Genomic DNA, 26,658 nt, shown 5'->3' with positions numbered 1-26,658 from the left:
GCACGACCACTTCGGCACCGGCGCCGACCTCCTCCTGCACCGCCTGCGCCGAATCCGCAACACAGCACGCACCACCACCACGGCCTGACCGGCACGCCACCCCACAGACCCGCACCACCTCTTTCCCCAGCACAACCGAGGAGCACACCCGACATGACACTCGCCCAGCCCGACCGTGAGCACGGCCCGGACGCCTGCTGCGGCAACCCGGCCACCGCCTGACCGTGGTGGGCGGCCCGCAGCCGACCACCTCCGTCCGGAGCACGACAGCCCGAGCGCCGACGACCGTCCGGGCCCCGCACGTACTGCCTGCGCACCGAGAGCACGACGCCCCCGCACCGTCCACCTCAAGGAGAGCCGCCTTGCGCCCCCGCAACGGAACCCTCAGCAAGCCCGGTGTCATCACCGGCGGCCTGCTCGCCACCTCATTGGCAGCCGGCCTCCTCACCCAGGCCCCGGCGGTGGCGGACCCCGCCGTCACCGACTACACCCTCTCCGTCGACGCCGACAGCACGGGGCCGGCGATCGACCCCACCATGTACGGCGTCTTCTTCGAGGACATCAACAACGCGGCCGACGGCGGTCTCTACGCCGAGCTCGTACAGAACCGTTCCTTCGAGTTCAGCCCGGTCGACAACAGCACCTACACCCCGCTGACCGCCTGGCAGCAGACCGCGTCCGGCGGCGCCACCGGATCTGTCACGGTCGTCGACGACGCCGAGCGGCTGAACGAGCGCAACCGCAACTACCTGCGGGTCGACCTCGCCGGCACGGGCGGCGGCACCGGCCGCTTCGGAGTGGTCAACAGCGGGTACGGCGCGGGCATGGCCCTGCAGAAGGGGAAGCGGTACGACTTCTCCGTCTGGGCACGCACGGACCACGCCGCCGGCACCCGCCTCGCAGCCGAACTGCGCACCGCCGACGGCACCGCTCTGACCGCGCCGCTGGGCATCACCGTGCGCGGCGACCGGTGGACCAAGTACACCGGAACGCTCGTCCCCAGGACGACCACCACCGCGGGACGGCTCGCGGTAACGGCCGCCGGTGCCGGGACCCTCCGTCTCGACATGGCCTCGCTCTTCCCCCACGACACGTACAAGGGCCGCCCGAACGGGCTGCGCAAGGACCTCGCCGAGAAGATCGCCGCCCTGAACCCCGGCTTCCTCCGCTTCCCGGGCGGCTGCCTGGTCAACACCGGCAGCCACCAGGCGTACGAGGCCCCGGACTGGGAACGCCGCCGCTCCTACCAGTGGAAGGACACGATCGGCCCGGTCGAGCAGCGGGCGGCAAACGCCAACTTCTGGGGTTATCACCAGAGCTACGGCCTCGGCTACTACGAGTACTTCCAGTTCGCCGAGGACATCGGCGCGATGCCGCTGCCCGTCGTGCCCGCCCTCGTCACCGGCTGCGGGCAGAACCAGTCCACCGACGACCCGGCCCTGCTCAAGCGGCACATCCAGGACACCCTGGACCTGATCGAGTTCGCCAACGGCCCCGTCACCTCCACCTGGGGCCGCAAGCGGGCCGAGATGGGCCACCCGAAGCCCTTCGGCCTGACCCACCTGGCCGTGGGCAACGAGGAGAACCTGCCCGACGCCTTCTTCGCCCACTTCACCGAGTTCCGCAAGGCGATCGCGGCCAAGTACCCCGAGATCACGCTCGTCTCCAACTCCGGCCCCGCCTCCTCGGGCGCCACCTTCGACCGGCTGTGGGACCTCAACCGCACGTCGGGCGTCGACATGGTCGACGAGCACTACTACAACTCCCCGCAGTGGTTCCTGGAGAACAACGACCGCTACGACTCCTACGACCGCAGCGGCCCCAAGGTCTTCCTCGGCGAGTACGCCTCCCTCGACAACCGCTTCGCCAACTCCTTGTCCGAAGCGGCGTTCATGACGGGCCTGGAACGCAACGCGGACGTCGTCAAGCTCGCGTCGTACGCGCCGTTGCTGGCCGATGTGAACAAGAACCAGTGGCGGCCCGACATGATCTGGTTCGACAACAACCGCTCCTGGGGCTCCACCAGTTACGAGGTCCAGAAGCTCTTCATGAACAACACCGGCGACCGGGTCGTGCCGAGCCGCGCCTCCGCCACCCCGTCCGTCTCCGGACCGATCACCGGCGCGGTGGGCCTGTCGACCTGGGCCACCAGCGCCTCCTACGACGACGTCGAGGTCACGGCGGCGGACGGCACCACCCTCCTCAAGGACGACTTCTCCACCGGCGCTTCCGGGTGGACGCCGGCGGCCGGGCGCGGCACCTGGACCGTCCAGGACGGAGCGTACGTCCAGACCGACGAAGCCGCCGAGGACACCCTGGTCACCGCGGGTGACCCGGGCTGGCAGGATTACGACCTGAAGGTCAAGGCCACGAAGAAGTCCGGCAAGGAAGGGTTCCTGGTCGCCTTCGGCGTACGTGACACCGGGAACTACTACTGGTGGAACCTCGGAGGCTGGGGCAATACCCGCTCCGCCGTCGAAAAGGCCGTCGACGGGGGCAAGCAGACCCTGTTGGACAAACCCGCCACCGTCGAGACGGGCCGTACCTACGACCTCCGCGTCCAGGTGCGCGGCCGGCAGGTCACCCTCTACCTGGACGGTAAGGAGTGGGGCTCCTTCACCGACGACAAGACCGCCGAGCCCTTCCGTCAGGTGGTGACCCGGGACAAGGGTGATCTGATCGTCAAGGTCGTCAACGCCCAGGCGACCGCGGCACGTACGAGCATCGACCTCGGCACCTCCAAGGTCGCGTCGACGGCCCGGGTGACCACCTTGGAAGGCGCGCCGAACGCGGTGAACAGCGCCGACGCCCGCCCGATCCGCCCGCGGAAGTCGACGCTGAAGGGCATTGGACGGACCTTCACCTACACCTTCCCCGCCCACTCCGTCACCTTCCTGCGCGTCAAGAGCAGGTAGAAGCGACCGGCGCGGCGGGGCCCACCGCCGCCCCTGCGTCCCTGCCGTGGAGGACGACAGTCCTCCACGGCCGGGGCCCCCACACAGCCGTGGGGCGAGCGGCCCGACGGCCCGTTCGAGCCGTCGGGGTTCTCCCTGCTTTCAAGCTGCTCGTCATGCCGAGCGCGCCCTTTTCCATGGGTTGTCGAAGGAGCTTTCCATGAATGCCGGACGCACCGTCCGCCACCGAACCGCAGCACTCCTGGCTGCCGCCGCCGCGGCGCTCGCCTGCCTGGTCCCCACGGCGTCGGCCGCCCCGGCGGACGCCTACCCCGATCCGCTGCCCGTCACCGGGGACGTCGTCGTCCATGATCCTTCGGCGATCCGCCTCAAGGACGGAACGTACGTGGTCTACTCCACGCACGATGGCCTCGAAGCGCGTACCTCGCGGGACGGACGCCGCTGGGAGAGGTCGGGTTCCGCCTTCACCACGCTTCCCGCCTGGTGGCGTTCCTACTCCGCGGAGAGCGACCCCTGGGCCCCCGAGATCGTCCACCGCAAGGGCCGCTACTGGCTCTACTACGCGGTCTCCTCCTTCGGCTCGAACCACTCCGCCATCGGGCTCGCCACCTCCTCCAGCGGCCGGCCCGGCACGTGGACCGACCAAGGAGAGATCTTCGCGAGCGGTACGGCGGACCCCTACAACGCCATCGACCCGGGGATCGTCGAAGGCGGAGGCAGACTCTGGATGTCCTTCGGTTCCTACTGGACCGGCATCCGCATGGTGGAACTGGACGACCGCACCGGGCGCCCCCTTCCCGCGGCCCCCGTCCACCACCTGGCCACCCGGCCCGACGCCCCCTACGCCGTCGAGGCCCCGTACGTCGTGCACCGGGGCGGCTACTACTACCTCTTCGTCTCGTACGACCGCTGCTGCGCGGGCGTCGAGTCGACGTACAACATCCGCGTCGGCCGCTCCACCTCGCCGACCGGCCCCTACACCGGACGCGACGGCAGGCCGATGACGCAGGGCGGTGGCGACCTGCTGCTGGCCGCCCACGGCAAGTACCTCGGACCCGGCGGACAGTCCGTGCTCCGTGACCGCGGCCGGGACGTCCTCGTCCACCACTACTACGACGCCGAGGACCAGGGCACTCCCAAGCTCGGCCTCACCCCGCTCTCCTGGAGTGCCGACGGATGGCCGGTGCTCGCCCGTTGACGGCGACCGCCCGGCCCCTGGCACCCCTGCCCCACGAAAGGAAGTCATGACCACCACCCCTGACCACGTCGCCCGGTTCACCCTCGATCCGGCGTTCACCGTCGGCGAGGTGAACCCCCGTCTCTTCGGTTCGTTCGTCGAGCACCTGGGCCGTTGCGTCTACACCGGCATCTTCGAGCCCGGCCATCCCTCGGCGGACGAGGCGGGCCTGCGCACCGACGTACTCGACCTCGTCCGCGAGCTCGGTGTCACGGCCATCCGCTATCCGGGAGGCAACTTCGTCTCCGGATACCGCTGGGAGGACTCCGTCGGCCCCGTGGAGGACCGGCCGCGCCGTCTCGACCTCGCCTGGCGTTCCACCGAGACCAACCGCTTCGGGCTCAGCGAGTTCATGGCGTTCCTGGAGAAGGCCGGCCCCGAGGCCGAGCCCATGATGGCCGTGAACCTCGGCACCCGGGGCGTGGCCGAGGCCCTCGAACTGCAGGAGTACGCCAACCACCCCGGCGGGACCGCCCTCTCCGACCTGCGGGCCGCCCATGGCGACAAGGAACCGTTCGGCATACGCCTGTGGTGCCTCGGCAACGAGATGGACGGGCCCTGGCAGACCGGCCACAAGACGGCGGAGGAGTACGGCCGGCTGGCGGCCGAGACGGCGCGGGCCATGCGCCAGATGGACCCGGACCTCGAACTCGTCGCATGCGGCTCATCGAGCCAGGCGATGCCCACCTTCGCGTCCTGGGAGGCGAAGGTCCTGGAGGAGACGTACGACTTCGTCGACTACATCTCCCTGCACGCCTACTACGAGGAGAAGGACGGCGACCGCGGCTCCTTCCTCGCCTCCGCCGTGGACATGGAGTCGTTCATCGAGAACGTGGTCGCCACCTGCGACCACATCGGCGCCCGGCTGAAGTCCAAGAAGAAGATCAACCTCTCCTTCGACGAGTGGAACGTCTGGTACCAGAGCCGCTTCGAGGCCGAGGCCGCCGAGAACCCGCTCGACTGGCCGGAGGCCCCCCGCCTCCTGGAGGACAACTACTCGATCACCGACGCCGTCGTCTTCGGCTCGCTGGTCATCGCCCTGCTGCGGCACGCCGACCGGGTCACGGTCGCTTGTCTCGCCCAACTGGTCAACGTCATCGCCCCGATCATGACCGAACCCGGCGGCCCGGCCTGGCGGCAGACCACCTTCTACCCCTTCGCCCACGCCGCACGCCACGGCCGCGGCGAGGTCCTCGACGTACGCGTCGAGTCGCCCACGTACCCCACCGCCGTCCACGGCGACGTGCCGCTGCTGCAAGCCACCGCCGTACGGGACCCGCAGACCGGAGCCGTCACCGTCTTCGCCGTCAACCGCTCGCAGGACCGCCCCCTGCCCCTGCGCGTCGCGCTGGGCAGTATGGGCCTCGACCGGATCGTCGAGCACACCGTCCTCGCCGACGCGGACCCGGACGCCCGCAACACCCTTGCGGAGCCGGACCGCGTAACGCCCCATCCGGGCGAGGGAGCCGTCCTGGCCGGCTCCGCGCTGAGCGTCACCCTCGAACCGCTGTCCTGGACCATGATCCGCCTGGCCTGACGGGCCGCCGCAAGGAAGGCCGCCTTCGGGCGGTTCCCACCGGAGGGCGGCCGACAGCCGCCCTCCGCCGCACCCCGGAAAGACGAGCCGCGATGCAATCACCCCACCCCAGTCGGCGCCGTGTCCTGGCCGGCTCCCTGAGTACCCTCGCCACGGTCGGCGCCCTCGCGTCCACCGCGAGCTGCGCCGCGCCCTCGGCCGCCGCGTCCGGCCACACCGGGCTCAGGTTCTGGCACCTCTTCGGCGGCGGCGACGGCGTCAACATGCAGACGATGCTGGACGCCTTCCGCACCGCCCATCCGGACATCGACCTGGAAGCCACCACGCTCCAGTGGGGCGCCCCCTACTACACCAAGCTCGGTATGGCCGGCGCCGGAGGCCGCGCGCCGGAGGTCGCCGCGCTCCACATGGCTCGGCTGGCCGGGTTCGGCCCCGGCCGGCTCATCGACCCGTTCGACCTCGACCTCCTCGCCGAGTCGGGCATCCGCCCGGAGGACTTCCCCGAGGACCTGTGGCGACGCGGGCAGATCGACGGCCGCCAGTACGCCGTCCCTCTCGACACCCACCCCGTCGTGCTCTACTACCAGACCGACATCTGCCGCAAGGCGGGCCTGATGGACGGGAAGCGTCTCAAGCCCATCGAGGGCGCGGCGGAGTTCACCGAGGCCCTGCGCGCCGCCAAGAAGGTGACCGGCACGGCCCCCCTCGTCACCGAGACCCTCGGACCGGACTGCATCACCCCCTGGCGCCTCTTCTCCACCTTCTACTCCCAGACCGGCGGCACCGTCCTCACGCCCGACGGCAAGGGCCTGGCCCTCGACGACGCCAAAGCCCTGCGGGTACTCGAGTACATGGCCACGCTCGTGGACGAAGGGCTGTGGAGGCGCCGCGCCGACTACGGGGCTGCCGTGGGCATCTTCAACCAGGGGCGAACCGCGTTCCAGCTCAACGGCGACTGGGAGGTCACCACCTTCCGAACGGGAGGGATACCGTTCTCGATGGCGCGCGTCCCCGCGCTGTTCGGACGACGGGCGACGACGCAGGCCGACTCCCACGCCTTCGTCCTGCCCCACCAACGCGACCGCGACACGGAGACGGACCGGGCCGCCTGCGCCTTCGTCGCCTGGATGCTGAAGAACTCCGTCGAGTGGGCGGCGGGCGGCCACGTACCCGCGTACCGGCCCGTTCTCTCGGATCCCGCCTACCTCGCGCTCGATCCGCAGTCGGCCTACCGCGACGTGATCGACGACGTCGTGCTCGACGAACCGGCCTGGTTCGCCGGCTCCGCGTCCCGGATGTGGATCGAACTCGGCGAGGTCTTCTCGACGTTGCTCACCGGCTCCCGCTCCCCCCGTGCGGCGCTCTCCGAGGCGAAGCACCGGCTCGGCCTTCTCCTCGACACCCGCAACCCCCTTCCCGGAGTCGCGTCATGACCACGCTCACCCCCTCCGCTCCGGCCCCCTCGGCCTCAGGAGCCGGCCGCGACGCCGTCACGGGACGGTCCCGGACCGTCCGCAGGAAGTGGACCGAGCACGGTCTCGTCTTCGTGGCCCCGTTCCTGATCGTCTACGGTCTCTTTCTCGTCTGGCCCTTGATAAGCGGCCTCGGGATGAGCCTGACCAGCGAGAACATCACCGGCACCGAGGCGGATTTCGTCGGCCTGGACAACTACGCGGAGGCGCTGGCCGATCCGCAGATGTGGTCCTCGCTGTGGAACACGGTCTGGTTCACCGTGCTCTCCACCATCCCGCTCGTGCTGGTCGGACTCGTACTCGCCCTGCTCGCCCACCAGTTGCGGTTCGTGCAGTGGCTCTGGCGGCTGAGCTGGTTCGCGCCGTTCCTGCTGCCTTCCGGCGTCGTCTGCATGCTGTTCGCGCAGATGATCTTCCCGCCGGGATTCGGGCTCGCCGACCAGCTCCTGGCCTCCGTCGGGCTGGAACCCGGCATCGGCTGGCTGAGCGACGAACGCTACGCGATGCTCTCCATCATCCTGACGACGGTGTGGTGGACGGTCGGGTTCAACTTCCTGCTCTACCTCGCGGCGCTCCAGGCCGTACCGCAGCACCTGTACGAGGCGGCCGAGCTCGACGGCGCCGGCTCGTGGCGCCAGCTGCTCCACATCACCCTGCCCCTCCTGCGGCGCACCACCGGTCTCGTGCTCGTCCTCCAGGTGCTCGCCTCGCTCAAGATCTTCGATCAGGTCTACCTGATGACCGGCGGAGGACCCGACGACTCGACCCGGCCCATCCTGCAGTACGTCTACCAGCAGGGCTTCACCGGCTACCGGATCGGCTACGCGTCCGCCGTCTCCTACATCTTCTTCGCCCTCATCCTGATCGTCTCCCTGGTCCAGCCCGTACTGGCCCGGCGCAAAGAGGAGGCCGGCAAGTGAGCCTCGCCACCGTCCGTGACCGCACCACCCGCTCGTCCCGTACCGAGAGCCGCCGGTCCCGCTGGACCGCGGGCAGGATCGCGCTGCTCGTCGTGGCGCTCGTCCTGGCCGCCGGCTGGCTGCTGCCCCTGCTCTGGGCCGTCGCCACGTCGCTCAAACCGGAAGGGGAGACGACCAAGACACCGCTGGAGTGGATCGGCTCGCGGATCACCTTCGACGCGTACGCCAAGGTGTGGGAGTCGGGCGACCTGCTGCGGTGGACGGTGAACTCCGTCATCGTCTCCGGCCTCACCACCCTGCTCACCGTCCTCCTGTGCGCCATGGCCGCCTACGGCTTCACCCGGACCACGTTCCGGGGACGCAAGCTCCTGTACGGCCTCGTCCTCGCCGGGATCATGGTGCCGCCCCAGGTCCTCATCGCACCGCTGTTCACCCAGATGGTCCGTATGGGGCTCGTGGACACCTACTGGGGAGTGATCCTTCCCCAGGTCGCCGTTCCCGCCATGGTGTTCATCCTGGTGAAGTTCTTCGAAGGGGTGCCCAGAGAACTGGAAGAGGCCGCCTTCGTCGACGGCGCCGGGCGCTGGCGGGTCTTCTGGACGATCGTCATGCCGCTGTCCCGGCCGGTCCTCGCGGCGGTCGCGATCTTCACGTTCATCTCCACGTGGAACAACTTCCTGTGGCCCTTCCTCGTCACCACAGATCCCCAGGCCATGACCCTCCCGGTCGGACTGGTCACCGTACAGTCCGGCTTCGGAGTCCGGTACGCCCAGATCATGGCCTCCGTCGTGATCGCGGGCCTGCCCCTGCTGCTCGTCTTCGCCCTGTTCCAGCGGCAGATCGTGCGGGGCATCGCCCACACGGGTCTGGCCGGCCAGTGAACCCGCCGACCACCGGTCCCTCCGCAGAGGACGAAACATGAGTGACACCACCACCAACTGGGCGGGGAACATCACCTTCGGCGCGGAACGCCGAAGGGCTCCCGCCTCGGTCGAGGAACTGCAGGAGCTGGTGGCCGGCTCCCGTGCCGTCCGGGCCCTGGGAACGGGCCATTCCTTCAACGCGATCGCCGACACCACCGGGGACCTGGTGTCCACGGCCGGCCTGCCCCGGGTGCTCGACATCGACACGCACGCCGGTACCGCCACCGTGAGCGGCGGAACCCGTTTCGGGGAGATCACCGGCCTCCTCCACGAGTCGGGGCTCGCCCTGCACAACCTCGGGTCGCTCCCCCACATCTCCATCGCCGGTGCCTGCGCGACCGGTACGCACGGGTCGGGAGACGGCAACGGCACCCTCGCCTCGGCCGTACGGGCCGTCACATACGTCTCGGCCTCCGGCGACCTGGTGACGACGGAGCGGGGCGACGAACACTTCGACGGCTCCGTGGTCGCCCTCGGTGCCCTCGGCGTGGTCACTACGCTGACCCTGGATCTGGTGCCGGCCTTCGACGTCCGGCAGTGGGTCTACGAGGACCTTCCTGTCACCGCCCTGCGCGGGGCCTTCGACGAGGTGATGTCCGCCGCCTACAGCGTCAGCCTCTTCACCCGTTGGAGAGGAGACCTGATCGATCAGGTGTGGTTCAAGCGACGCGCGGATGCCCCAGGGGCCGCGGACGAGCCATCACGGTGGCTCGGTGCCGTCCGGGCCGACGGCCCGCGACACCCCGTCCCCGGCATGCCTGCCGACTCCTGCACCCCGCAGCTGGGGCTGCCGGGGCCCTCCCCGTTCCGGCTGCCGCACTTCAGGCTGGAACACACACCCAGCAGCGGCGACGAACTGCAGTCGGAGTACTTCGTCGCCCGTGAGGACGCCGTCGCGGCCTTCGACGCCCTGCACGCCGTCCGGGACGCCTTCGCCCCGCATCTGCAAGTGGGGGAGATCCGGAGCGTGGCCGCGGACAGCCTCTGGCTCAGCCCGGCCCATCGGCGGGACTCCGTGGCCTTCCACTTCACCTGGCGGCCCGACACCGCCGCCGTGATGAAGGCTCTGCAGGTGATCGAGACCGCCCTCGCCCCCGTCGCGGCCCGGCCGCACTGGGGCAAGCTCTTCGTCACGGCACCCGAGGCCCTGCGCGGTCTCTACCCCCAGTACGACCGTTTCCAGCGCCTGACGGCGCACGTCGACCCAACGGGGAAGTTCCGTAACGACTTCATCGCCCGCTGCTTCCCGCGGTGAACTCCGTCGCCAGGAGTGTTCTTCAAGGACACGACGGACCACCACTGTCCGAGGGCGCCGGCCGACGCCGCGTTTCTGCGGGGCACCGTGCACACCTTCCTGATCCGGGACCCGCGCGAGGCGGTGCCGTCGCACTACGCGCTCAATCCGAAGGTGACCCTGGAGGAGATCGGCTACGCCCACCTGGACGAGCTGTACCGCGCGGTGGAGGCGGCGACGGGCGGGGAGCCGACGGTGATCGACGCGCACGACCTGGTGCACCGGCCGGACGCCCTGGTACGTGCGTGGTGCGAGCGGGTCGGGCTGCCGTTCCGCCCCGAGAGCCTGCACTGGTCGCCGGGCGACCGCGACGAGTGGTCCGCCACCGCGCGCTGGCACACCGACGTCAGCCGCAGCCACGGCTTCCACACCGCCGTACGCGCATACCCCACCACCGTGGACAACGACCCGGTGCTGGCCGCGTACCACGCCCACCACGAGCCGTACTACCGGCGGCTGTGGGAGAGGCGACTGCCGATATGAGGAGAGAGGGCACCGTGCGATACAGGCGTTTCGGCCGGACCGGTCGTGAGGTCAGCGAGATCGGCTACGGAATGTGGGGCATCGCCGGTGGCGAGGGGGGGCTGGACCGGCGCGGACGACACCCTCGGCCGGCGCGCGCTGGACGAGGCGGTCGAACGGGGCTGCACCTTCTTCGACACGGCCTGGATCTACGGCCGCGGCCACAGCGAACAGCTGCTGGGTGAACTGCTGAGCCGTCATCCGGGCCGCGAGCTGTACGTGGCGACCAAGATCCCGCCGAAGGACCGGGCCTGGCCGTCCACCCGTGCGTCACGGCTGGAGGACGTCTTCCCGGAGGACCACATCAGGGAGTACACGAGGCGCAGCCTGGACGGCCTCGGGGTGGACGCGATCGACCTGCTGCAGTTCCACGTCTGGGAGGACTCCTGGGCCGAGGACCGGCGCTGGCAGGACCCGGTGCGGGAATTCAAGGAGGCGGGGCTGGTCCGGGGGGTGGGGATCAGCGTCAACCGCTGGGAGCCCTGGAACGTCCTGCGCACCCTGGAGACCGGGCTGATCGACGCCGTACAGGTCGGCTTCAACATCTTCGACCAGTCCCCCGCCGACGAACTGCTGCCCGTCTGCCAGGAGATGGACATCGCGGTGATCGCCCGTGTCCCCTTCGACGAGGGAGCGCTGACCGGCCGGCTCACCGCGGAATCCAGCTGGCCCGAGGGCGACTGGCGCAACTCCTACTTCGTGCCGGAGAACCTGGTCCCGTCCGTCCGGCGGGTCGCGGAGCTGATGCCGCTGCTCCCGGAAGGCATGACCCTCCCCGAACTCGCCCTGCGGTTCGTCCTCGCCCACCCCGCCGTCTCGACGGTCATCCCCGGTATGCGCACCCCCGCCCATGTCGGCGCGAACCTGGCCGTGAGCGACGGCAGGCCGCTCCCGGACGAGCTGCTGGCCCAGCTCCACAAACACCGCTGGGACCGCGAACCGACCTGGTGGTCGCAGTAGGCCCACGGCCCGGATGCGGCGATGGGCGAACCCTCACCGCGATCCAAGGTAGGCGTGCAAAGAATTAGTTGCAAAGAAACCCTTGCAACCGAGTCTTTGCACGCCTACCTTGGAGTCATGCCAGAACAGCCCGACGGAACGGTCCACCATCTCGACCCCCGCTCACTCCGGGGGCTCGCCCATCCGCTGCGCATGCGACTGCTCGACACGCTGCGCTTCGACGGGCCGGCCACCGCGTCCCAACTCGCGGCGAAACTGGGCGAGTCGAGCGGGGCCACCAGCTACCACCTGCGTCAGCTCGCGGCGCACGGCTTCATCAAGGACGCCCCCGAGCACGGCAAGGGACGGGAGCGCTGGTGGCAGGCGGTGAGCCTGGGTGTGCGCTTCGACGACTCCCTGCTCACCCACTCCAGCCCGGAGGTGCGCGGCGCCGCCGAGCTCTATCTGCACGAGGTCGCGCTCACCCAGGCCCGGGACCTGTCGGCCTGGCTCGGCGACCGCGCGGCCTGGCCCGAGGAGTGGCAGAGCACCTGGGACATGAGCAGCGCGACCCTGCGGCTGACCCCCGGGCTGGCCGGAGAGCTCGTCGCCAGGATGCACGCGCTCATCGACGAGTACCGCGACCGGATCACCGACGAGGACGAGGGCGACAGCGCCCGCGTACGCGTCCACACCCATGCGTTTCCCCTCAGCAGCGAGTAAAGGAGAACCACCGATGCATGCCCAGGCCCACCTCGCCCTGCACCACCTCCGCGCCGCCGAACTCCACGCCGAGGCCGACGAGTACCGCCTCACCCGGTCCGTCCGGAGCCCCCGGCCCCTGCGCGCCGCTCTCGGGCGGACCCTGATCGAGGTCGGACTCCGTCTGACCACCGCACCCTCCCCCGCCCCGGCCGCCTGCTGACGCGAAGGGGCCGGGGAGTACAGTGCCCGGCGGCATTCCGGCCGTCCGAGGAGGAAACGTGACCGACACGAGCGAGGCCCGGCCCGCGGACGGCCGGGCCGCAGCGGCGCCACCGAGCCGGGTGCGGCGCCTGATGCGTTACGTCCCCCTGGTCGCCCCGGTCCTGCTGTGGGCCGTGCCGTGCTGGGTGCTGCTGTACACCGGACAGCACTGGCCGCTCCCCGTCACCGCGGGCGCCACCTGCCTCTTCGTGCTGGGCCTCGTCACCATGCCGTTCGCGATGGTGCGCGGGCACGGCAGGCGGCAGCGGGACCGGGCGGCCATCGTCGGGGACAGCCTGCTCGGGTCCGTCTGGGTGCTGTTCACCTGGTCCGTGCTGCTCGGCGTCCTGCTGCGGCTCGCCCTGACCCTGGCCGGGACCGGCGACGGGCAGGACCGGGCCAGGATCGTCACCTGGTCGGTGCTCGGGGCCGCCGCGGCCCTGCTCGGCTGGGGGTACGCCGAGGCGCGCCGGGTGCCGAGGGTGCGCCGGGTCGACGTACGACTGCCGCGCCTGGGGCCGGGGCTGGACGGGACGCGGGTCGTCCTCATCACCGACACGCACTACGGGCCGCTGGACCGGGCCCGCTGGTCGGAGCGGGTGTGCGCGGAGGTCAACGCGCTGGAGGCGGACCTGGTCTGCCACACCGGTGACATCGCGGACGGCACCGCCGAGCGCCGCCGCGCCCAGGCCGCCCCGCTCGGGACGGTGCGCGCCGCCCACGCCCGTGTCTACGTCACCGGGAACCACGAGTACTACAGCGAGGCGCAGGGCTGGGTGGACCTGATGGACGAGCTGGGCTGGCAGCCGCTGCGCAACCGCCATGTGCTGCTCGAACGCGGCGGCGACACCCTCGTGGTCGCCGGTGTGGACGACGTCACCGCCGAGTCCTCCGGCCTGGCCGGTCACCGGGCGCACCTGGCGGGGGCGTTGGACGGGGCCGACCCCGGACTGCCGGTGCTGCTCCTGGCGCACCAGCCGAAGTTCATCGACCGGGCCGCCGAGGGCGGCGTCGACCTCCAGCTTTCGGGCCACACCCACGGCGGCCAGATCTGGCCGTTCCACTACCTGGTCCGCCTCGACCAGCCGGCCGTCGCCGGGCTGAGCCGCCACGGCGACCGCACCCAGCTGTACACCAGCCGGGGCACCGGATTCTGGGGCCCGCCGTTCCGGGTCTTCGCACCCAGCGAGATCACCCTGCTGGTGCTCCGCTCCCCGGAGGGCCCGGCCGCGCCCTGACCCGCGGTACGGCCGGGCCGGTCCACCGGGGCGGACGATACGGTTATCCGGAATTCGATTCCATTATCCGGAACAACCGTCGAAGCGAGGCCCCGTGCAGCACACCGTGACCTTCCTGACCATCGGTCAGTCCCCCCGCCCGGATCTCTCCGTGGCCATCGAGGCGGAGCTGCCTGCCGGCGCCCGGATACGGCACGCGGGGGTCCTCGACGGGCTCGACCGGGCGGCGGTGGAGTCGCGGTTCGGGGCGGTGCGCGGGCGCGCGACCCTGCTGAGCAGGCTGGCCGACGGGACCCCCGTGACCCTGGACGCGGACGCCGTCGGGGCCGGGCTCGCCACCCTCGTGGAGCGGGTGGAGGCGGACGGGGCGGACGTCGTGGTGCTGCTGTGCACCGGGGAGTTCCCGGGACTGCGGACCCGTCGGGCGCGGCTGGTCGAGCCGGACGCGCTGCTCACGGGATACGTGGGCGCGGTGCTGCGGGGCGCCCGGATCGGGGTCGTCGTACCGCTGCCGGAGCAGGTGGCGGAGGCCCGGACGAAGTGGCGGGCGCTGGACCCGGCCCCGGAGTTCGGCACGGCCTCGCCGTACGCCGACGACGAGGGCGCCCTGTGCGCGGCGGCCCGGGCCCGGCTGGACGCGGGGGCGGAGGCGCTGGTGCTCGACTGCATGGGCTACGGCACCCGGCACCGCGAGGCGCTGCGCGCGGCCGGGATCACCGCGCCGGTGCTGACCCCGGGCGCGGCGGTGGGCGCGATGCTGGGGCCGCTGCTCGTCTGAGGGACGGCCCTATTCGGCCACGTAACGCAGCCAGTACGGGTCGCCGATCCGCTTCCCCACGCGCCGCGCGGCGTCCCGCACCGCGCGGCCGAACCGGGCCTCGTTCTCGTGGCGCAGCTCGGGGGCGGGCAGGGCGATCCCTATCCCGAAGACCTGCCCCGTATCGCCGTCCACGACGGCCGCGGAGATGCCCGCGACGTTCGGCACGAACTCGCCGCGCGAGGACTCCCAGCCGTCGGCGCGCACCCGGGCCAGCGACGAGACCAGCTCGCCGGGGGTGCGGGGCGCCGATCCGGTGGCCTGTTCGAGGCGGGCGTCGACGAGCCGCAGCACCTGCGCGTCGTCCAGGCGGGCCAGCAGGGCGCGGCCCATGGAGCTGGCGTAGGCGGGCGCGCGGGTGCCGGCCGGGGTGTACGCCTGGAGGGCACCGACCGTGCCGATCCGCATGTGCAGCACCAGCGATTCGGCGCCGTCGAGCACGTCCACGTAGCCGGTGTAGCCGATGTCCGCGACCAGTCTGGCCAGCTCCTCCTCCAGGAGCGAGGCGGTGGAGCGGGAGGCGCGGAAGTGGTACGAGGCCTCCATGACGAGTTCGCCGGGCCGATAGGCGCGGCTCACCGGGTCGCGGTCCAGGAAGCCGTACTCGGCCATCATGCTCAGCGTCCGTGACACGGAGCTCTTCGGCAGGTCGAGGGCGCCCGCCACGTCCGTCACGGTCAGGTCGCGCTGCAGGCGCGCCAGCAGCCGCAGGACGTCCCGCGCGTTGGCGAGTGTGCTCACCGTTCTCCTGCCTCCCCCGGGCCCCGGGCCCGTGCGTCCGATCGTAAGGGGCGCCCACATACCGAGACCGCCGCCCACCCCCTTGACGGGCGGGCGTGCCCCGGAGATGATCCAGCACATCCAGATATTCACACACGGTTCCATATTTTGGAACTTCTGGAGTGGCGGACACGCCGCCCCGCACGGAAGCACCGGAGATCCATGAGCACCGACGCGACGAACCGGGCCGTCACCGACGCCCCGCACACCGCGGCCGACGGAGCGCGCCATCCCCGCGCCCTCGCGCCCGGCAATCTGATCCTCACCGTCGTGCTCAGCGTGTTCGGCGCGGTCGTCGGCGTGCAGCTGCTGGCCACGCTCGGCGTCACGCCCAGCACCTCGCTGATCGGCGCGCTCGCCGCGATGACGCTGGCCCGGGTGCCGCTCGTCGCCTTCCGCGGCTTCCGCTCGGTCCACGCGCAGAACCTGGCGCAGACGAGCATCTCGTCGGCCACCTTCGGCGCCGCGAACAGCCTGTTCCTGCCGATCGGCATCCCGTTCCTGTTCGGGATGGGCGACATGATCGTCCCGATGCTGATCGGCGTCTCGGTCGCGATGCTGGTCGACGCCTGGCTGCTGTACCGGATGTACGACACCCCGGCCTTCCCCGCGAAGAACCCGTGGCCGCTGGGGCTGGCCGCCGCCGAGGCGATCAGGGCGGGCGACGAGGGCGGACGGCGCGCCAAGGTGCTCGGGCTGGGTCTGGTGACCGGCCTGGTGGGCGCGGTGTTCTCGCTGCCGATGTCGGCGTTCGGCGTGGCCCTGATCGGCGGCTTCGGCGCCATGGCCGCGTTCGGCGTCGGCCTGCTGTTCACGCAGTACGCGGACCCGCTGTTCGGCCTCGACCTGAACGCGATGTACCTGCCGCACGGGATGATGATCGGCGCCGGTCTCGTCGCCCTCGTCCAGGTCGGCCGGACCATCCTCGGCGCCCGGCGGACGAACGCGGCGCGGGCCGGTTCGGCCGGTTCGGCCGGTGCGCCCGAGGGCGCGGAGGAGGGCGCGCGGCGGCTGGGGCGCTCGATGCGCCTGGGCCTCGGCGCCTACCTCGCGATCTCGGTCCTGCTCGCCTTCGGGACCGGCGCGGCCACGCACATGAGCCCGGGCATGCTGATCGGCTTCCTGGTCTACGCGTCCGTCGCGGCGTTCCTGCACGAGCTGCTGGTCGGCATCGCGTCCATGCACTCCGGCTGGTTCCCGGCCTTCGCCATCGCCCTGATCACCCTCCTGCTCGGCATCCTCATCGGCTTCCCGCCCAAGGCGCTGGTGGTGCTCTCCGGCTTCACCGCCGCGACCGGTCCGGCCTTCGCGGACATGGGTTACGACCTGAAGACCGGCTACCTGCTGCGCGGCGAGAACGCCGACCCGGCCTTCGAGCTGGAGGGCCGCCGCCAGCAGCTGATCGCCGCGATGATCGGCTTCGGCGTCGCGATCGTCGTCGTCCTCGTCTCGTACCGGATGTTCTTCGACAACGGGCAGACCGCCCCGATCGACGCCGCGTACGTCGCCGCGATCAAGGCCGGCCCGTCCGTCGAGACCGCGAAGCACCTCGCGCTGTGGGCGATCCCGGGCGCGATCGTGCAGCTCGTCGGCGGGTCGAAGCGGCAGCTCGGCATCCTGCTCGCGACCGGGCTGCTGATCACCACCCCGATGGCCGGCTGGATGGTCGCCGCCGGCATCGCCGCCCGCGTCCTCGCCCCGCGCCTGCTCGGCCGGGACGTCAAGGGCGACCTGGAGGTCTTCGCCGGCGGCGCGATCGCCGGGGACGCCCTCTACTCCTTCGGCAACGGCGTGTTCAAGGCCGCCAAGTAGCCGGACCGCACTCCATCCCCCGTACCACCCGCACAGCACCACCCTGGGAGAACCCGTGAAGCGACAGCTGACCCATGACGACATCCGCGCGGCCGTGTACGGCGGTGCCGTACTCGGCGGAGGCGGCGGCGGCTTCGTGGAGCGGGGCCTGCGCACCGCCGAACTGGCCCTTCAGGTCGGCACGCCCGAGCTGTGGAGCGCCGACGAGTTCGCGGACGGCGATCTGACCGCGACCGTGGCCCTGGTCGGCGCCCCCGCCGCGCCCGACCCGCAGGTGCTGCCGACGCACCTGGTTCGCGCGCTGGAACTGCTGCGCCGGGAGCTGCCGGGCGACCTGGTCGCGCTGCACACGAACGAGAACGGCGCCGAGACCACGATCAACGGCTGGTTCCACTCCGCGCTGACCGGACTGCCCGTCATCGACCTGGCGTGCAACGGCCGCGCCCACCCGTCCAGCCAGATGGGCGCGATGGGCCTGCACCGCCGCGAGGGCTACCGGTCCAGCCAGGGTTACGCGGGCGGCAAGCCGCACGCCTATGTCGAGGGCGCGGTCTCCGGCGGCCTGGACGCGACGTCCAACGTGGTCCGGCGCGCGTCCGTGGAGGCGGGCGGCTGGGTGGGCGTCGCCCGCAATCCGGTCGAGGTCGGCTACGCCGTCCGCAACGGCGCCCCGGGCGCCATCGGCTTCGCGATCGAGCTGGGGCACCGCTTCCTGGCCGAGGGGCCGGCCGGTGCGGCCGCGCAGCTGGGCGGCGAGATCGCCGCGGCGGGGACCGTGCGCGAGTACCGCTGCGAGCAGCGCGAGGGCCTGGACGTGGGCGTCGCGGTCCTGGACGACGCCGACGGCACCACGCTGCACTTCGTCAACGAGTACATGGCGCTCGACCTCGCGGGCGGTCGCCGGGCCGCGTTCCCGGACCTGATCACGACGTTCGACGAGGCGGGGCAGCCGCTCGCCTCCGCCGATGTCGAGGTGGGCAAGCGCGTCGAGGTCCTGGTCGCCCCCGCGGAGAACCTGCTGCTGTCGCCGACGATGTACATGCCCGAGGTGTACGCCCCCGTCGAGGCGCTGCTCGGCATCGAGTTCGCGCCCGCCGAGAACGCGCTCGCCCATGTCTGAGCCGTTCCGCGTCGACCCGGCCCCGGTACGGGAGTTCTGCGACGCCCAGTGGGAGACCGAGATCCTGCCGCTGGTCCGGGACCACATCCGGGTCCCGGCCGTCAGCCCCGCGTACGACCCGGAGTGGGAGGCCCGCGGGCACCTGGACCGGGCCGTCGACGCGGCGGCGGCCTGGCTGCGCGCGGTGCCGCTGCCCGGCCTGCGCACCGAGGTCCTGCGCGCCCCCGGCCGTACGCCCCTGATCTTCTTCGAGGTCCCGGGCGCGGGCACCCGGTCCGATGAGACCGTCCTCTTCTACGGCCACCTCGACAAGCAGCCCGAGGGCGAGGGCTGGACCGGCGGCCGCACCGCGTGGGAGCCGTCCTTCGACGGCACCCGGCTGTACGGGCGCGGCGGCGCCGACGACGGGTACGCGCTGCCCGCCTCGGTGACCGCGATCCGGGCCCTGGCCGAGCAGGACGCGGCCCGGCCCCGGTGCGTCGGGGTGTTCGAGGCCGGGGAGGAGTCCGGCAGCCCGGACCTGGACCACTGGTTCGGGGAACTGGCGGACCGGATCGGCGAGGTGGGCCTGGTGGTCTGCCTGGACTCCGGCGCGGGCGACTACGAACGGCTCTGGCTGGTCACGTCGTTGCGCGGGGCCTGCGGCGGCACGCTCGACGTGCGGGTCCTCGGCGACGGCGCGCACTCCGGGGACGCCGGAGGCGTGGTGCCGTCGTCGTTCCGGGTGCTGCGGCAGCTGCTCGACCGCGTCGAGGACGGGGCGACGGGCACGCTGCGCCCCGCCGTCCTGCACGGCGAGGTGCCTCCGGAGCGCCGGGAGCAGACCCGTGCGGCGGCGGCCCTGCTCGGCGACGGGGTCCGGGAGCGCTTCGACTGGTACGGGGACACCTCGGCCGTGGCCGACGACCCCGGGGAGCTGCTGCTCAACCGGGCGTGGCGCCCCAGTCTGGAGGTCACCGGCGCCGACGGGCTGCCCCCGGTCGCCTCGGCCGGCAATGTGCTGCGCCCGCACACCCGGGTGAAGCTCGCGCTGCGGCTGCCGCCGACGGTGGACGGCGCAGCGGCGGTCGCGGAGCTGGGCAGGCTCCTGGAGGCGGACCCGCCGTACGGCGCGACGGTCCGCTTCACGCCCGACCGGGTCCTGGCCGACGGCTGGCACGCGCCCGCCGAGGAGCCGTGGCTGAGCGCCGCGCTCTCCGGGGCGAGCCGGGCCTGCTTCGACGGGGCGGACGTCGCCCGGATCGGGCAGGGCGGCACGATCCCGCTGATGGGGAAGCTGTCCCGGCAGTTCCCCGGGGCCCAGTTCCTGGCCTGCGGAGTCCTGGGCCCGGGGGCGAACGCCCACGGTCCGAACGAGTCGCTGCACGTGCCGTACGCACGGCGGCTCACCGCGAGCCTGTCCCTGACCCTGAACGCGTTCGCCGTTCGGGAGCGGTGCGCCGGGTGAGGGGGCGTCATACCTTCTTCAACGAGGTGAGGTGGGCGAAGACGACGACGTTGGCGGCGTAGCCGTCCTTCTTGTTGAAGCGCCCGCCGCACGTCATCAGGCGGAGTTCCGGACGGCCGGTGCTGCCGTACACCTTGTCGTCGGGGAACTTGTCCTTGGTGTACGTCTCGACCGCGTCGACCGTGAACACGGCCTTCTGCTTGTCGGCCCGGGTGACGGTGACCTTGTCGCCCTTGTGCAGGGCGTTGAGGTTGAGGAAGATCGCGGGTCCGGTCTCCGTGTCGCGGTGACCGACGATCAGCGAGGTGCCCTTCTCGCCGGGCGAGGGCCCGTCGCGGTACCAGCCCACCTCCCTGGGTCTGCTCAGGGGCGGGGCCCCGAGGTGCCCCTTCTTGTCGAGTCCCAGGCCGGTGACCGGCGCCTCGATGAAGATCGCGGGCACCGCGACCTTCACCGGCCGCGACGGTGACAGGGGGGCGTGCGAGACCGGCCGGTCGCCGCCGCCCGCGGCGTCGTTGCCGTGGGCGGCGGCGACCGGATCGTCGGACGAGTCGGAACTCGCCCAGACGATGCCGGTCACCAGCGAGGAGGTCACGCTCAGCGTCATCGTGAGACGACACGCCCGGCTCGGGCCCCGTCGGCGTCTTCTGCGCGGGTTATGCCTCGTTGCGGGCACGGCGGCGTGCGGCTCGACGGACCATGATCAGCCCGGCGGCTCCGACGGCGCCGGCCGCCAGCGCGGCGGTGGCCCCGGCGTTCGAGTCGCTCTCGGAGCTGACGCCCTCCATGTCCGGGACGCCGCCGCCACCGGCGGGGACGCCGCCGGACGGCTGCTCGTAGCCCGCCTCGGAGCCCGAAGCGGCCGAACCGCGCTCGGCGGTGTTGCTGGAGCCGTTGTTACCGGCCGGCTTGGTGCAGTTGACCTTGAACGCCTTGTTCTTCGGGCCGGACGGAACGATCCACACCAGCTGGTACGTGCCCTCGGGGAGCAGGTACTCCTGGCTGCGCGCCGAGCCGTTCACCAGCGGAAGGGTGCTGGCGAGGGTGTCCCCCGGGGGGACGGTCGGGGGCTGCGCGGTGATGGTCCACGGCACGGCCGGCATGTCGCCGAAGTTGCTGGCCTGGAGGACGAACTTGCAGACCTCGTTGCCGTCGCCGCCGCGCGCCGCCCAGCCGCCGGGGCGGATGTCGATGTCACCGCTGTCACCGGGGGCGGCGAAGGCGGCGGACGCCCCGCCCAGTGTGGCGGCGGCGGCCGCGACCACGGCGGCCGCGACCGTACCCGCGCGGACGCTGCGGGCACGGACAGAAGCGGAAATGCGCATGCTGAACTCCTTCGAGCCGGGATGATTGTCGTACTGATCAATCGATCGACCTAAGAGATGCCATGGCGCGCGGGATAAATGCCGCGTAACACTCTGAAAAGTGCGACAAGTACCCTGAGTAGCCGATAGGGGTCCGACCCGAAAAGCCCCGGAGACGCGATCGGGGCGCCCGGTGGGCGCCCCGATCCGTCCGTGTCGTCGCAGGTCAGTCAGGTCCGCCGGCGGCACCGGCCGCCGCGCGCCGCCTGCGCTGCTCGGCCACGTCCGCCACCGGCGAGGCCAGCAGGAGCGTGCGCGTGTACGCGTGGCGCGGCTCGGAGGTGACCGTCGCGGCGTCGCCCGTCTCCACGATCTCGCCCCGGTGGATGACCGAGACGCGGTGGCTCATGAAGCGGACGACGGCCAGGTCGTGGGAGACGAAGAGGTACGCGACCCCCGTCGCCTCCTGGATCTCCAGGAGGAGGTCGAGCACCGTGCGCTGGGTCGTCAGGTCCAGCGCGGACACCGGCTCGTCGCAGATGACCAGCCGGGGCCGCAGGGCCAGCGCCCGGGCGATCGCGACCCGCTGCCGCTGTCCCCCGGAGAACTCGCGGGGCAGCCTCCCCGCCGCGTCGGACGGCAGATGGACCCGGTCCAGCAGCCCGGCGACCCTCCCCCGGGCCTCCCGCGCCGCCGTGCCCTGCCCGATCAGCGGCTCGGCGAGGGTGTCCCCGATGGTGCGCGACGGATTCAGGGAGGTGTACGGGTCCTGGAAGATCACCTGGAGGTCGCGGCTGAGGACCCTGCGGCGCCGGGGACCGGCGTGCTCGATGCGCTCGCCGTCGAAGGTGATGGTGCCGGAGCGCACCGGGACGAGCCCGAGGACCGCGCGCCCGATGGTGGACTTGCCGGAGCCAGACTCGCCGACCAGGCCCAGGGTCTCCCCGGGCCGGACGGAGAGGCCGACTCCCTTGAGGACCTCGGTCTCCGGGGCCCGCCGCCCCTTGCCGGGGAAGGAGACCCGCAGGTCCCGCACGGCGAGCAGGGCGTCGGCCTCGGCGGCTTCGGGCGCGGCGTCGGAGGTCTTCATGCGGTGACGGTCCTTGCTTCTCGGGGCTGCCAGGGGGCGCGGGCCGGTGCGTCGTCCAGGACGGCGGCGAGCAGGGTGCGGGTGTACGGGTCCCGGGGGGCGCCGAGGATCTGTTCGGTGGTGCCGGTCTCCACGATGCGCCCGGCGTTCATCACGGCCACCCGGTCGCAGAGGTCGGCGACGACCCCGAGGTTGTGGGTCACCAGGAGGACGCCGAGTCCGCGTTCGTCCCGCAGACGGCGCAGCAGGGCGAGCACTTCGGCCTGCACGCGCACGTCGAGCGCGGTGGTGGGCTCGTCGGCGATGAGGAGGTCGGGGTCGCAGGACATCGCCCCGGCGATCAGGACCCGCTGGGCCATGCCACCGGAGATCTCGTGCGGGTAGAGGCGCAGGGTGCGGTCCGGGTCCGGGATCTCGACCAGGCGCAGCAACTCGCGCGCCCGTTCGGCGGCTTCCCTGCGCCCGAGTCCGAGGTGGTGGCGTACGGGCTCCATCAGCTGGCTGCCCATGGTGAAGGCGGGGTCGAGATTGCTCATGGGTTCCTGCGGCACGTACGCGAGGGTGCGGCCGCGCAGCGCGCGGTGGTCGCGTTCCCGCATGCCCGCCGTCTCCCGGCCGTTGACCGTGATGCTGCCGTGCGTGACGCGTCCGCCCTCGGGCAGCAGGCCCAGGACCGAGAAGGCCGTCTGGGTCTTCCCGGAGCCGGACTCGCCGACCAGGCCGACGATTTCGCCGGGGCGCACATCGAGGTCGATGCCGTGCACGACCTCCTTGTCGGTGCCGTCGGGCCGGGCGTAGGCGACGGTGAGGCCGCGCACGGAGAGCAGTTCGGCGCGCGGGGCGGCGGTCTCCGTGGACTCGGCGGACTCCGCGGGAGCGGCGGGCCCGGTGCGCCGGCGGCGGACGGGCCGGGGCGTATGGTCCTCCAGGGCGTCGCGCAGGGCGCCGGCGAGCAGGACGAGCGCGCAGTTGGTGAGGCCGAGCGCGAGTCCGGGCCAGAGGATGAGCCGGGGCGCGCGCTGGATGTTCTGGAACGCCTCGTTGAGCATGGCGCCCCAGGTCGCGGACGATCCGCTGCCGACGCCGAGGAATTCCAGGCCGGCCTGGAGGGCGATCGCGATGCCGGCGACCAGGGCGGTCTGGATGATGATGGGGCCGCGTACGACGGTCAGGACGTGCCGGGCGACGATGCGGGTGTCGGAGAGCCCGGAGACCTTCGCGGCGTCGACGTAGAGCTCACCCCGGACGTTGGCGACGATGCCGCGCACCAGGCGGAAGAAGCTGGGCGCCACCAGGACGCCGAGCACGATCATCAGGACCGTGACGTCGGGGCCGAGGATGGCGCGGGAGGCGAGCAGCACCACCATGGCGGGCAGGGCCATGACGAGGTTGACCGTCCAGTTGGCGACGGAGTCGAACCAGCCGCCCCGGTACCCGGCGAAGAGCCCCGACGGCACCCCGAGCACCAGCGCGATGGCGAGGGCGAGCAGCGCGCCGCCCAGCGTGTTCCGTCCGCCGTACAGCACCCGGGCGAGGATGTCGCGCCCCGCCGAGTCCATGCCCAGGGGGTGGCCGCCGCTGGGGGCGGCGAACGCCTCGCTGAGCGACGAGGCGCCCGGATCCTGCGAGGCGATCACGGGGGCGAGGAGCACGGCCGCGACGATGAGCAGGAGCAGGAGGGCGGAGAAGCCGCCGAGGGGGTTGCGCAGGACCCTGCGCAGGGTGCGGCCGGTACTCATGCGACCCTCGCCTTGGGGTTGAGCCAGCCGATCAGGATGTCGACCAGGAGGTTGATCAGGACGACGCCGACGACGGTGAGCATGACGAGCGCCATGATCACGGGGATGTCGCCGCGGGTGGTGTAGGTGACGGTCATGGAGCCGATGCCGGGAAGCCCGAAGATCTGCTCCACGAGGACGGCCCCGCCGAGCAGGCCGACGAACTGCATGCCGAGCACGGAGAGCGCGGGCGCCGAGGCGTTGCGCAGGACGTGCTTGAACACGATGCGGGACGCGGGCAGCCCACGGGCGCGCAGGGTGCGTACGTAGTCCTGCCGGAGGGCGTCGATGACGGCGCCCCGCACCTGCTGCGAGACACCCGCGACGGACGCCACGGACAGCGAGAGCACCGGCAGGGTGATGGTGGACAGCCAGCCGCCGGGCGAGTCGGTGAACCCGGTGTAGCCGATGGCCGGGAACCAGCGGAGCCGTACCGCGAAGACCAGCACTAGGACCAGGGTGAGCAGGAATCCCGGCAGGGCGTACCCCACCACACCCAGCACCTGCACGAAGCGGTCGGCCGCGCCGCGCCGCACTCCGGCCCACACGCCCAGCAGGAAGGCGCAGACCGTGGTGACGGCGGTGACGCCGAGCATCAGACTCGCCGTGACGGGGAGGCGGTTGCCGACGGCCTGGCCCACGTCCTCACTCGTGAACCAGGAGGTGCCGAGGTCGCCCCGGACGGCGTGGGACAGCCAGGTCCCGTACTGCTGGAGCACCGGGTCGTCCAGGCCCAGCGACGCGTTCTTGGCGTCGATGGCGCTCTGGGACGCGCTCTCGCCGAGCAGTTGCCGGCCCACGTCGATGTGCGGGACGGACAGCAGCAGATAGGTGAGGAAGGAGATCACGACCAGGAGCAGGGCTCCGGAGGCGATCCTGCGGGCGATGAAGTTCAGCATGACACTCGGTATCCGTCGGCGCGGGGCGCTACTTGGCGGGCGCGTAGTTGTAGATCGAGGGGACGGCCATGCCGGACTGCGGCGCGATCTTCACGGTGCCGTCCGAGACGTGCAGATAGCTCATCCGGTAGAAGGGGACGAACCAGGCGTCCTCGACCAGGTGCTGGTTCAGCTCGCGCGCGGCCGCCTTCGCCTCGGCCTCGCTGCCGGCCTTGAGGGCGGGCAGCAGCTTCCGCGTCACCTTGTCCGAGGTGCCGAACATGTTGAACGCGCCCGGGGTGACCAGCTCGTCGGCCGCCGCCCAGTCCGAGGTGGACTGGCCCATGTTCATGACCATGCCGGAGTACTGGCGGTCCTTGAAGACCTTCTGGACGGCCGAGGCCCCGTCGAGGGTGTCCCAGACGAGCTTCACGCCGATGGCCTTGAAGTCGGACTGCAGCGAGGCGGCGAGCGCGTCGTTGACGATCGCCGTGATCCTCGGCAGCTTCAGCGTGAAGCCGTCTCCGTAACCGGCCTGCTTGAGCAGGGACTTGGCCTTGGCCGGATCGTGCGCGTAGTAGCCGTCGAGCTTCTTGTCGTACGCCTGGGTCTCGGGGCCGAAGACCTGCGAGGTGGTCCGGCCGCGGTTCTGGCGGATGCGGTCGAGCATGGTGGCGCGGTCGACGGCGTAGTTGAGCGCCTGGCGCACGCGGGGATCGCGCAGGGCCGGGGTGATCTTGCCGTCGCGGTCGAAGAGCAGCAGCCCCTGGAAGTCGAACTCCTGCTTCTCGGTCCTGACCTTCGGGTCGGACTCGATGGCGATCTGCTGGTCGGCGGTCTGCAGGAGCGCCGCGTTGATCTGCCCGGTCTTGAGTCCGTTGGTGATGGCGGTCTCGTTGTCGAAGAAGCTGATGTTGACGTTCTTGTACGGGAGTTCCTCGCCCCAGTAGTCGGCGTTGCGGCTGAACGACCACTTGGTGCCGACCGTGGTCCGCGCCTTGTCGAGGCGGTACGGGCCGGTGCCGTCCGGTGTCGTCCTGAGGCTGTCGCCCTTCGCGAACTGCCGGGGATTGGCCATCAGGCCGGGGGCGTCGCTGAGGTAGAACTCCATCGCCGGGTTGGGCTGCTTGAGCTTGAGCGTGACGTGGGTGGCGTCGGTGACGTCGACGGCCGCCAGGTCGTTCAGCCACTTCGCGGAGGCGCCGCCGCCCTTCTGGAAGCGCTCCAGGTTCGCCTTGACCGCCGCGCCGTCGAAGGCGGTGCCGTCGGCGAACTTCACGTCCTTGCGCAGGGTCAGCGCGAGCGCCGTGTGCGCCTTGTCGTACGTCCACTCCGTGGCGAGCATCGGGCTGAAGGTGCCGTCGGGTTCGCGCTTGATGAGGGTGTCGTACACCGCCTGGAAGTACGGCAGGGCGCTGCCGGTGGCGACGGCGGGGTCCAGGCTCTGCGGGAGGGTCATCGTCGCGATGTTCAGCGTGGACGATCCGGCACCCGCGGCGCCGCCGTTGTCGCCGGCGCATCCGGCGAGGGCGAGCGAGGCCGCGACGCAGGCGGCAACCGTCGCGGTTCGGGCAGTTCTGCTCATGTCTTTCGCTCCGTCTGGAGAGCCGGGGGCACCGCCCCGGCGAAGATTGCCGGTGAGCCTACACACGGAATTAACCACTTGGTA

General features: G+C 71.6%; 23 protein-coding genes. 16 read left to right on the top strand and 7 right to left on the bottom strand.

Annotated features, from left to right (window positions below; translation table 11 throughout):
* The first annotated feature begins 401 nt into the window (after positions 1-401).
* The 13 genes from AB0L33_RS32825 (at position 402) to AB0L33_RS32765 (ending at position 14,741) form a co-directional block, all read left to right on the top strand.
* Positions 402-2,915: an alpha-L-arabinofuranosidase C-terminal domain-containing protein gene (locus tag AB0L33_RS32825; protein WP_365687226.1), complete on the top strand. Its 2,514-nt coding sequence runs from the start codon at positions 402-404 to the stop codon at positions 2,913-2,915.
* 199 nt (positions 2,916-3,114) lie between these two features.
* Positions 3,115-4,113, top strand: a complete 999-nt coding sequence (locus AB0L33_RS32820) for an arabinan endo-1,5-alpha-L-arabinosidase (RefSeq protein WP_365687222.1) — start codon at positions 3,115-3,117, stop codon at positions 4,111-4,113.
* 46 nt (positions 4,114-4,159) lie between these two features.
* Positions 4,160-5,689, top strand: a complete 1,530-nt coding sequence (locus AB0L33_RS32815; protein ID WP_365687221.1) for an alpha-N-arabinofuranosidase — start codon at positions 4,160-4,162, stop codon at positions 5,687-5,689.
* A gap of 92 nt (positions 5,690-5,781) precedes the next feature.
* A complete protein-coding gene (locus tag AB0L33_RS32810) occupies positions 5,782-7,122 on the top strand; it encodes an extracellular solute-binding protein (protein ID WP_365687220.1) in 1,341 nt (446 codons plus the stop codon).
* The gene (locus AB0L33_RS32805) at positions 7,119-8,081 is read left to right on the top strand and encodes a sugar ABC transporter permease (protein WP_365687219.1); all 963 of its coding nucleotides are present in this window, start codon (positions 7,119-7,121) and stop codon (positions 8,079-8,081) included. Before AB0L33_RS32810 ends, AB0L33_RS32805 begins: the two co-directional genes overlap by 4 nt.
* Positions 8,078-8,962, top strand: a complete 885-nt coding sequence (locus AB0L33_RS32800) for a carbohydrate ABC transporter permease (protein WP_365687218.1) — start codon at positions 8,078-8,080, stop codon at positions 8,960-8,962. Before AB0L33_RS32805 ends, AB0L33_RS32800 begins: the two co-directional genes overlap by 4 nt.
* 37 nt (positions 8,963-8,999) lie before the next feature.
* Positions 9,000-10,259 (top strand): D-arabinono-1,4-lactone oxidase, encoded by a 1,260-nt coding sequence (locus tag AB0L33_RS32795; protein WP_365687216.1) that lies wholly within the window; start codon positions 9,000-9,002, stop codon positions 10,257-10,259.
* Between the two features lie 15 nt (positions 10,260-10,274).
* Positions 10,275-10,781: a hypothetical protein gene (locus AB0L33_RS32790; protein WP_365687214.1), complete on the top strand. Its 507-nt coding sequence runs from the start codon at positions 10,275-10,277 to the stop codon at positions 10,779-10,781.
* Between the two features lie 45 nt (positions 10,782-10,826).
* Complete coding sequence (locus AB0L33_RS32785) at positions 10,827-11,780, top strand: aldo/keto reductase (protein ID WP_365687212.1); 954 nt, start codon at positions 10,827-10,829, stop codon at positions 11,778-11,780.
* Between the two features lie 117 nt (positions 11,781-11,897).
* Complete coding sequence (locus tag AB0L33_RS32780) at positions 11,898-12,482, top strand: helix-turn-helix domain-containing protein (protein ID WP_365687211.1); 585 nt, start codon at positions 11,898-11,900, stop codon at positions 12,480-12,482.
* A 13-nt stretch (positions 12,483-12,495) separates the two neighbouring features.
* A complete protein-coding gene (locus AB0L33_RS32775; protein ID WP_365687209.1) occupies positions 12,496-12,684 on the top strand; it encodes a hypothetical protein in 189 nt (62 codons plus the stop codon).
* Between the two features lie 58 nt (positions 12,685-12,742).
* The gene (locus AB0L33_RS32770; protein WP_365687208.1) at positions 12,743-13,963 is read left to right on the top strand and encodes a metallophosphoesterase; all 1,221 of its coding nucleotides are present in this window, start codon (positions 12,743-12,745) and stop codon (positions 13,961-13,963) included.
* Positions 13,964-14,057: 94 nt separating this feature from the next.
* Positions 14,058-14,741 (top strand): AroM family protein, encoded by a 684-nt coding sequence (locus AB0L33_RS32765; RefSeq protein WP_365687207.1) that lies wholly within the window; start codon positions 14,058-14,060, stop codon positions 14,739-14,741.
* Between the two features lie 9 nt (positions 14,742-14,750).
* On the opposite strand, the gene AB0L33_RS32760 is transcribed toward AB0L33_RS32765, so the two are convergent.
* Complete coding sequence (locus AB0L33_RS32760; RefSeq protein WP_328903388.1) at positions 14,751-15,521, bottom strand: IclR family transcriptional regulator; 771 nt, start codon at positions 15,519-15,521, stop codon at positions 14,751-14,753.
* A 201-nt stretch (positions 15,522-15,722) separates the two neighbouring features.
* Here AB0L33_RS32760 and AB0L33_RS32755 point away from each other — a divergent pair, with 201 nt between their 5' ends.
* The 3 genes from AB0L33_RS32755 to AB0L33_RS32745 are packed head-to-tail and all read left to right on the top strand — an operon-like array spanning position 15,723 to position 19,939.
* Positions 15,723-17,372, top strand: coding sequence for an OPT/YSL family transporter (locus AB0L33_RS32755; protein ID WP_365687205.1), 1,650 nt, complete (start codon positions 15,723-15,725; stop codon positions 17,370-17,372).
* 55 nt (positions 17,373-17,427) lie between these two features.
* Positions 17,428-18,492 carry a DUF917 family protein gene (locus AB0L33_RS32750; RefSeq protein ID WP_365687204.1) on the top strand — a complete coding sequence of 355 codons (1,065 nt, stop codon included), beginning with the start codon at positions 17,428-17,430 and terminating at the stop codon, positions 18,490-18,492.
* Positions 18,485-19,939 (top strand): M20/M25/M40 family metallo-hydrolase, encoded by a 1,455-nt coding sequence (locus tag AB0L33_RS32745; protein WP_365687202.1) that lies wholly within the window; start codon positions 18,485-18,487, stop codon positions 19,937-19,939. The genes AB0L33_RS32750 and AB0L33_RS32745 overlap by 8 nt, the downstream gene beginning before the upstream one ends.
* 7 nt (positions 19,940-19,946) lie before the next feature.
* Here AB0L33_RS32745 and AB0L33_RS32740 read toward each other — a convergent pair whose 3' ends face one another.
* The 6 genes from AB0L33_RS32740 to AB0L33_RS32715 all read right to left on the bottom strand — a co-directional run bounded on the left by AB0L33_RS32740 (position 19,947) and on the right by AB0L33_RS32715 (position 26,574).
* The gene (locus AB0L33_RS32740) at positions 19,947-20,546 is read right to left on the bottom strand and encodes a class F sortase (RefSeq protein ID WP_365687200.1); all 600 of its coding nucleotides are present in this window, start codon (positions 20,544-20,546) and stop codon (positions 19,947-19,949) included.
* 49 nt (positions 20,547-20,595) lie between these two features.
* Entirely contained in the window at positions 20,596-21,264 is a 669-nt protein-coding gene (locus tag AB0L33_RS32735) for a hypothetical protein (protein WP_365687198.1), read from the bottom strand.
* 205 nt (positions 21,265-21,469) lie between these two features.
* The gene (locus AB0L33_RS32730) at positions 21,470-22,333 is read right to left on the bottom strand and encodes an ATP-binding cassette domain-containing protein (RefSeq protein ID WP_365687197.1); all 864 of its coding nucleotides are present in this window, start codon (positions 22,331-22,333) and stop codon (positions 21,470-21,472) included.
* The gene (locus AB0L33_RS32725) at positions 22,330-24,072 is read right to left on the bottom strand and encodes a dipeptide/oligopeptide/nickel ABC transporter permease/ATP-binding protein (RefSeq protein ID WP_365687195.1); all 1,743 of its coding nucleotides are present in this window, start codon (positions 24,070-24,072) and stop codon (positions 22,330-22,332) included. Before AB0L33_RS32725 ends, AB0L33_RS32730 begins: the two co-directional genes overlap by 4 nt.
* Complete coding sequence (locus tag AB0L33_RS32720) at positions 24,069-25,010, bottom strand: ABC transporter permease (RefSeq protein WP_365687194.1); 942 nt, start codon at positions 25,008-25,010, stop codon at positions 24,069-24,071. The genes AB0L33_RS32725 and AB0L33_RS32720 overlap by 4 nt, the downstream gene beginning before the upstream one ends.
* Before the next feature lie 28 nt (positions 25,011-25,038).
* Positions 25,039-26,574 carry an ABC transporter substrate-binding protein gene (locus AB0L33_RS32715; protein WP_365687192.1) on the bottom strand — a complete coding sequence of 512 codons (1,536 nt, stop codon included), beginning with the start codon at positions 26,572-26,574 and terminating at the stop codon, positions 25,039-25,041.
* Positions 26,575-26,658 lie beyond the last annotated feature (84 nt).

It is taken from the genome of Streptomyces sp. NPDC052299 (assembly GCF_040679335.1).
In the GTDB taxonomy this organism is placed as follows: Bacteria; Actinomycetota; Actinomycetes; order Streptomycetales; family Streptomycetaceae; genus Streptomyces.
This window is presented reverse-complemented; position numbering and strand designations above follow the sequence as displayed.

Bases quoted from the DNA above. Each gene is read 5' to 3' on its own strand.
- AB0L33_RS32775 (WP_365687209.1), top strand. From the start codon at position 12,496: ATGCATGCCCAGGCCCACCTCGCCCTGCACCACCTCCGCGCCGCCGAA.
- AB0L33_RS32725 (WP_365687195.1), bottom strand. From the start codon at position 24,072: ATGAGTACCGGCCGCACCCTGCGCAGGGTCCTGCGCAACCCCCTCGGC.
- AB0L33_RS32740 (WP_365687200.1), bottom strand. From the start codon at position 20,546: ATGACGCTGAGCGTGACCTCCTCGCTGGTGACCGGCATCGTCTGGGCG.
- AB0L33_RS32745 (WP_365687202.1), top strand. From the start codon at position 18,485: ATGTCTGAGCCGTTCCGCGTCGACCCGGCCCCGGTACGGGAGTTCTGC.
- AB0L33_RS32755 (WP_365687205.1), top strand. From the start codon at position 15,723: ATGAGCACCGACGCGACGAACCGGGCCGTCACCGACGCCCCGCACACC.
- AB0L33_RS32730 (WP_365687197.1), bottom strand. From the start codon at position 22,333: ATGAAGACCTCCGACGCCGCGCCCGAAGCCGCCGAGGCCGACGCCCTG.
- AB0L33_RS32810 (WP_365687220.1), top strand. From the start codon at position 5,782: ATGCAATCACCCCACCCCAGTCGGCGCCGTGTCCTGGCCGGCTCCCTG.
- AB0L33_RS32820 (WP_365687222.1), top strand. From the start codon at position 3,115: ATGAATGCCGGACGCACCGTCCGCCACCGAACCGCAGCACTCCTGGCT.
- AB0L33_RS32780 (WP_365687211.1), top strand. From the start codon at position 11,898: ATGCCAGAACAGCCCGACGGAACGGTCCACCATCTCGACCCCCGCTCA.
- AB0L33_RS32720 (WP_365687194.1), bottom strand. From the start codon at position 25,010: ATGCTGAACTTCATCGCCCGCAGGATCGCCTCCGGAGCCCTGCTCCTG.
- AB0L33_RS32815 (WP_365687221.1), top strand. From the start codon at position 4,160: ATGACCACCACCCCTGACCACGTCGCCCGGTTCACCCTCGATCCGGCG.
- AB0L33_RS32795 (WP_365687216.1), top strand. From the start codon at position 9,000: ATGAGTGACACCACCACCAACTGGGCGGGGAACATCACCTTCGGCGCG.
- AB0L33_RS32735 (WP_365687198.1), bottom strand. From the start codon at position 21,264: ATGCGCATTTCCGCTTCTGTCCGTGCCCGCAGCGTCCGCGCGGGTACG.
- AB0L33_RS32805 (WP_365687219.1), top strand. From the start codon at position 7,119: ATGACCACGCTCACCCCCTCCGCTCCGGCCCCCTCGGCCTCAGGAGCC.
- AB0L33_RS32715 (WP_365687192.1), bottom strand. From the start codon at position 26,574: ATGAGCAGAACTGCCCGAACCGCGACGGTTGCCGCCTGCGTCGCGGCC.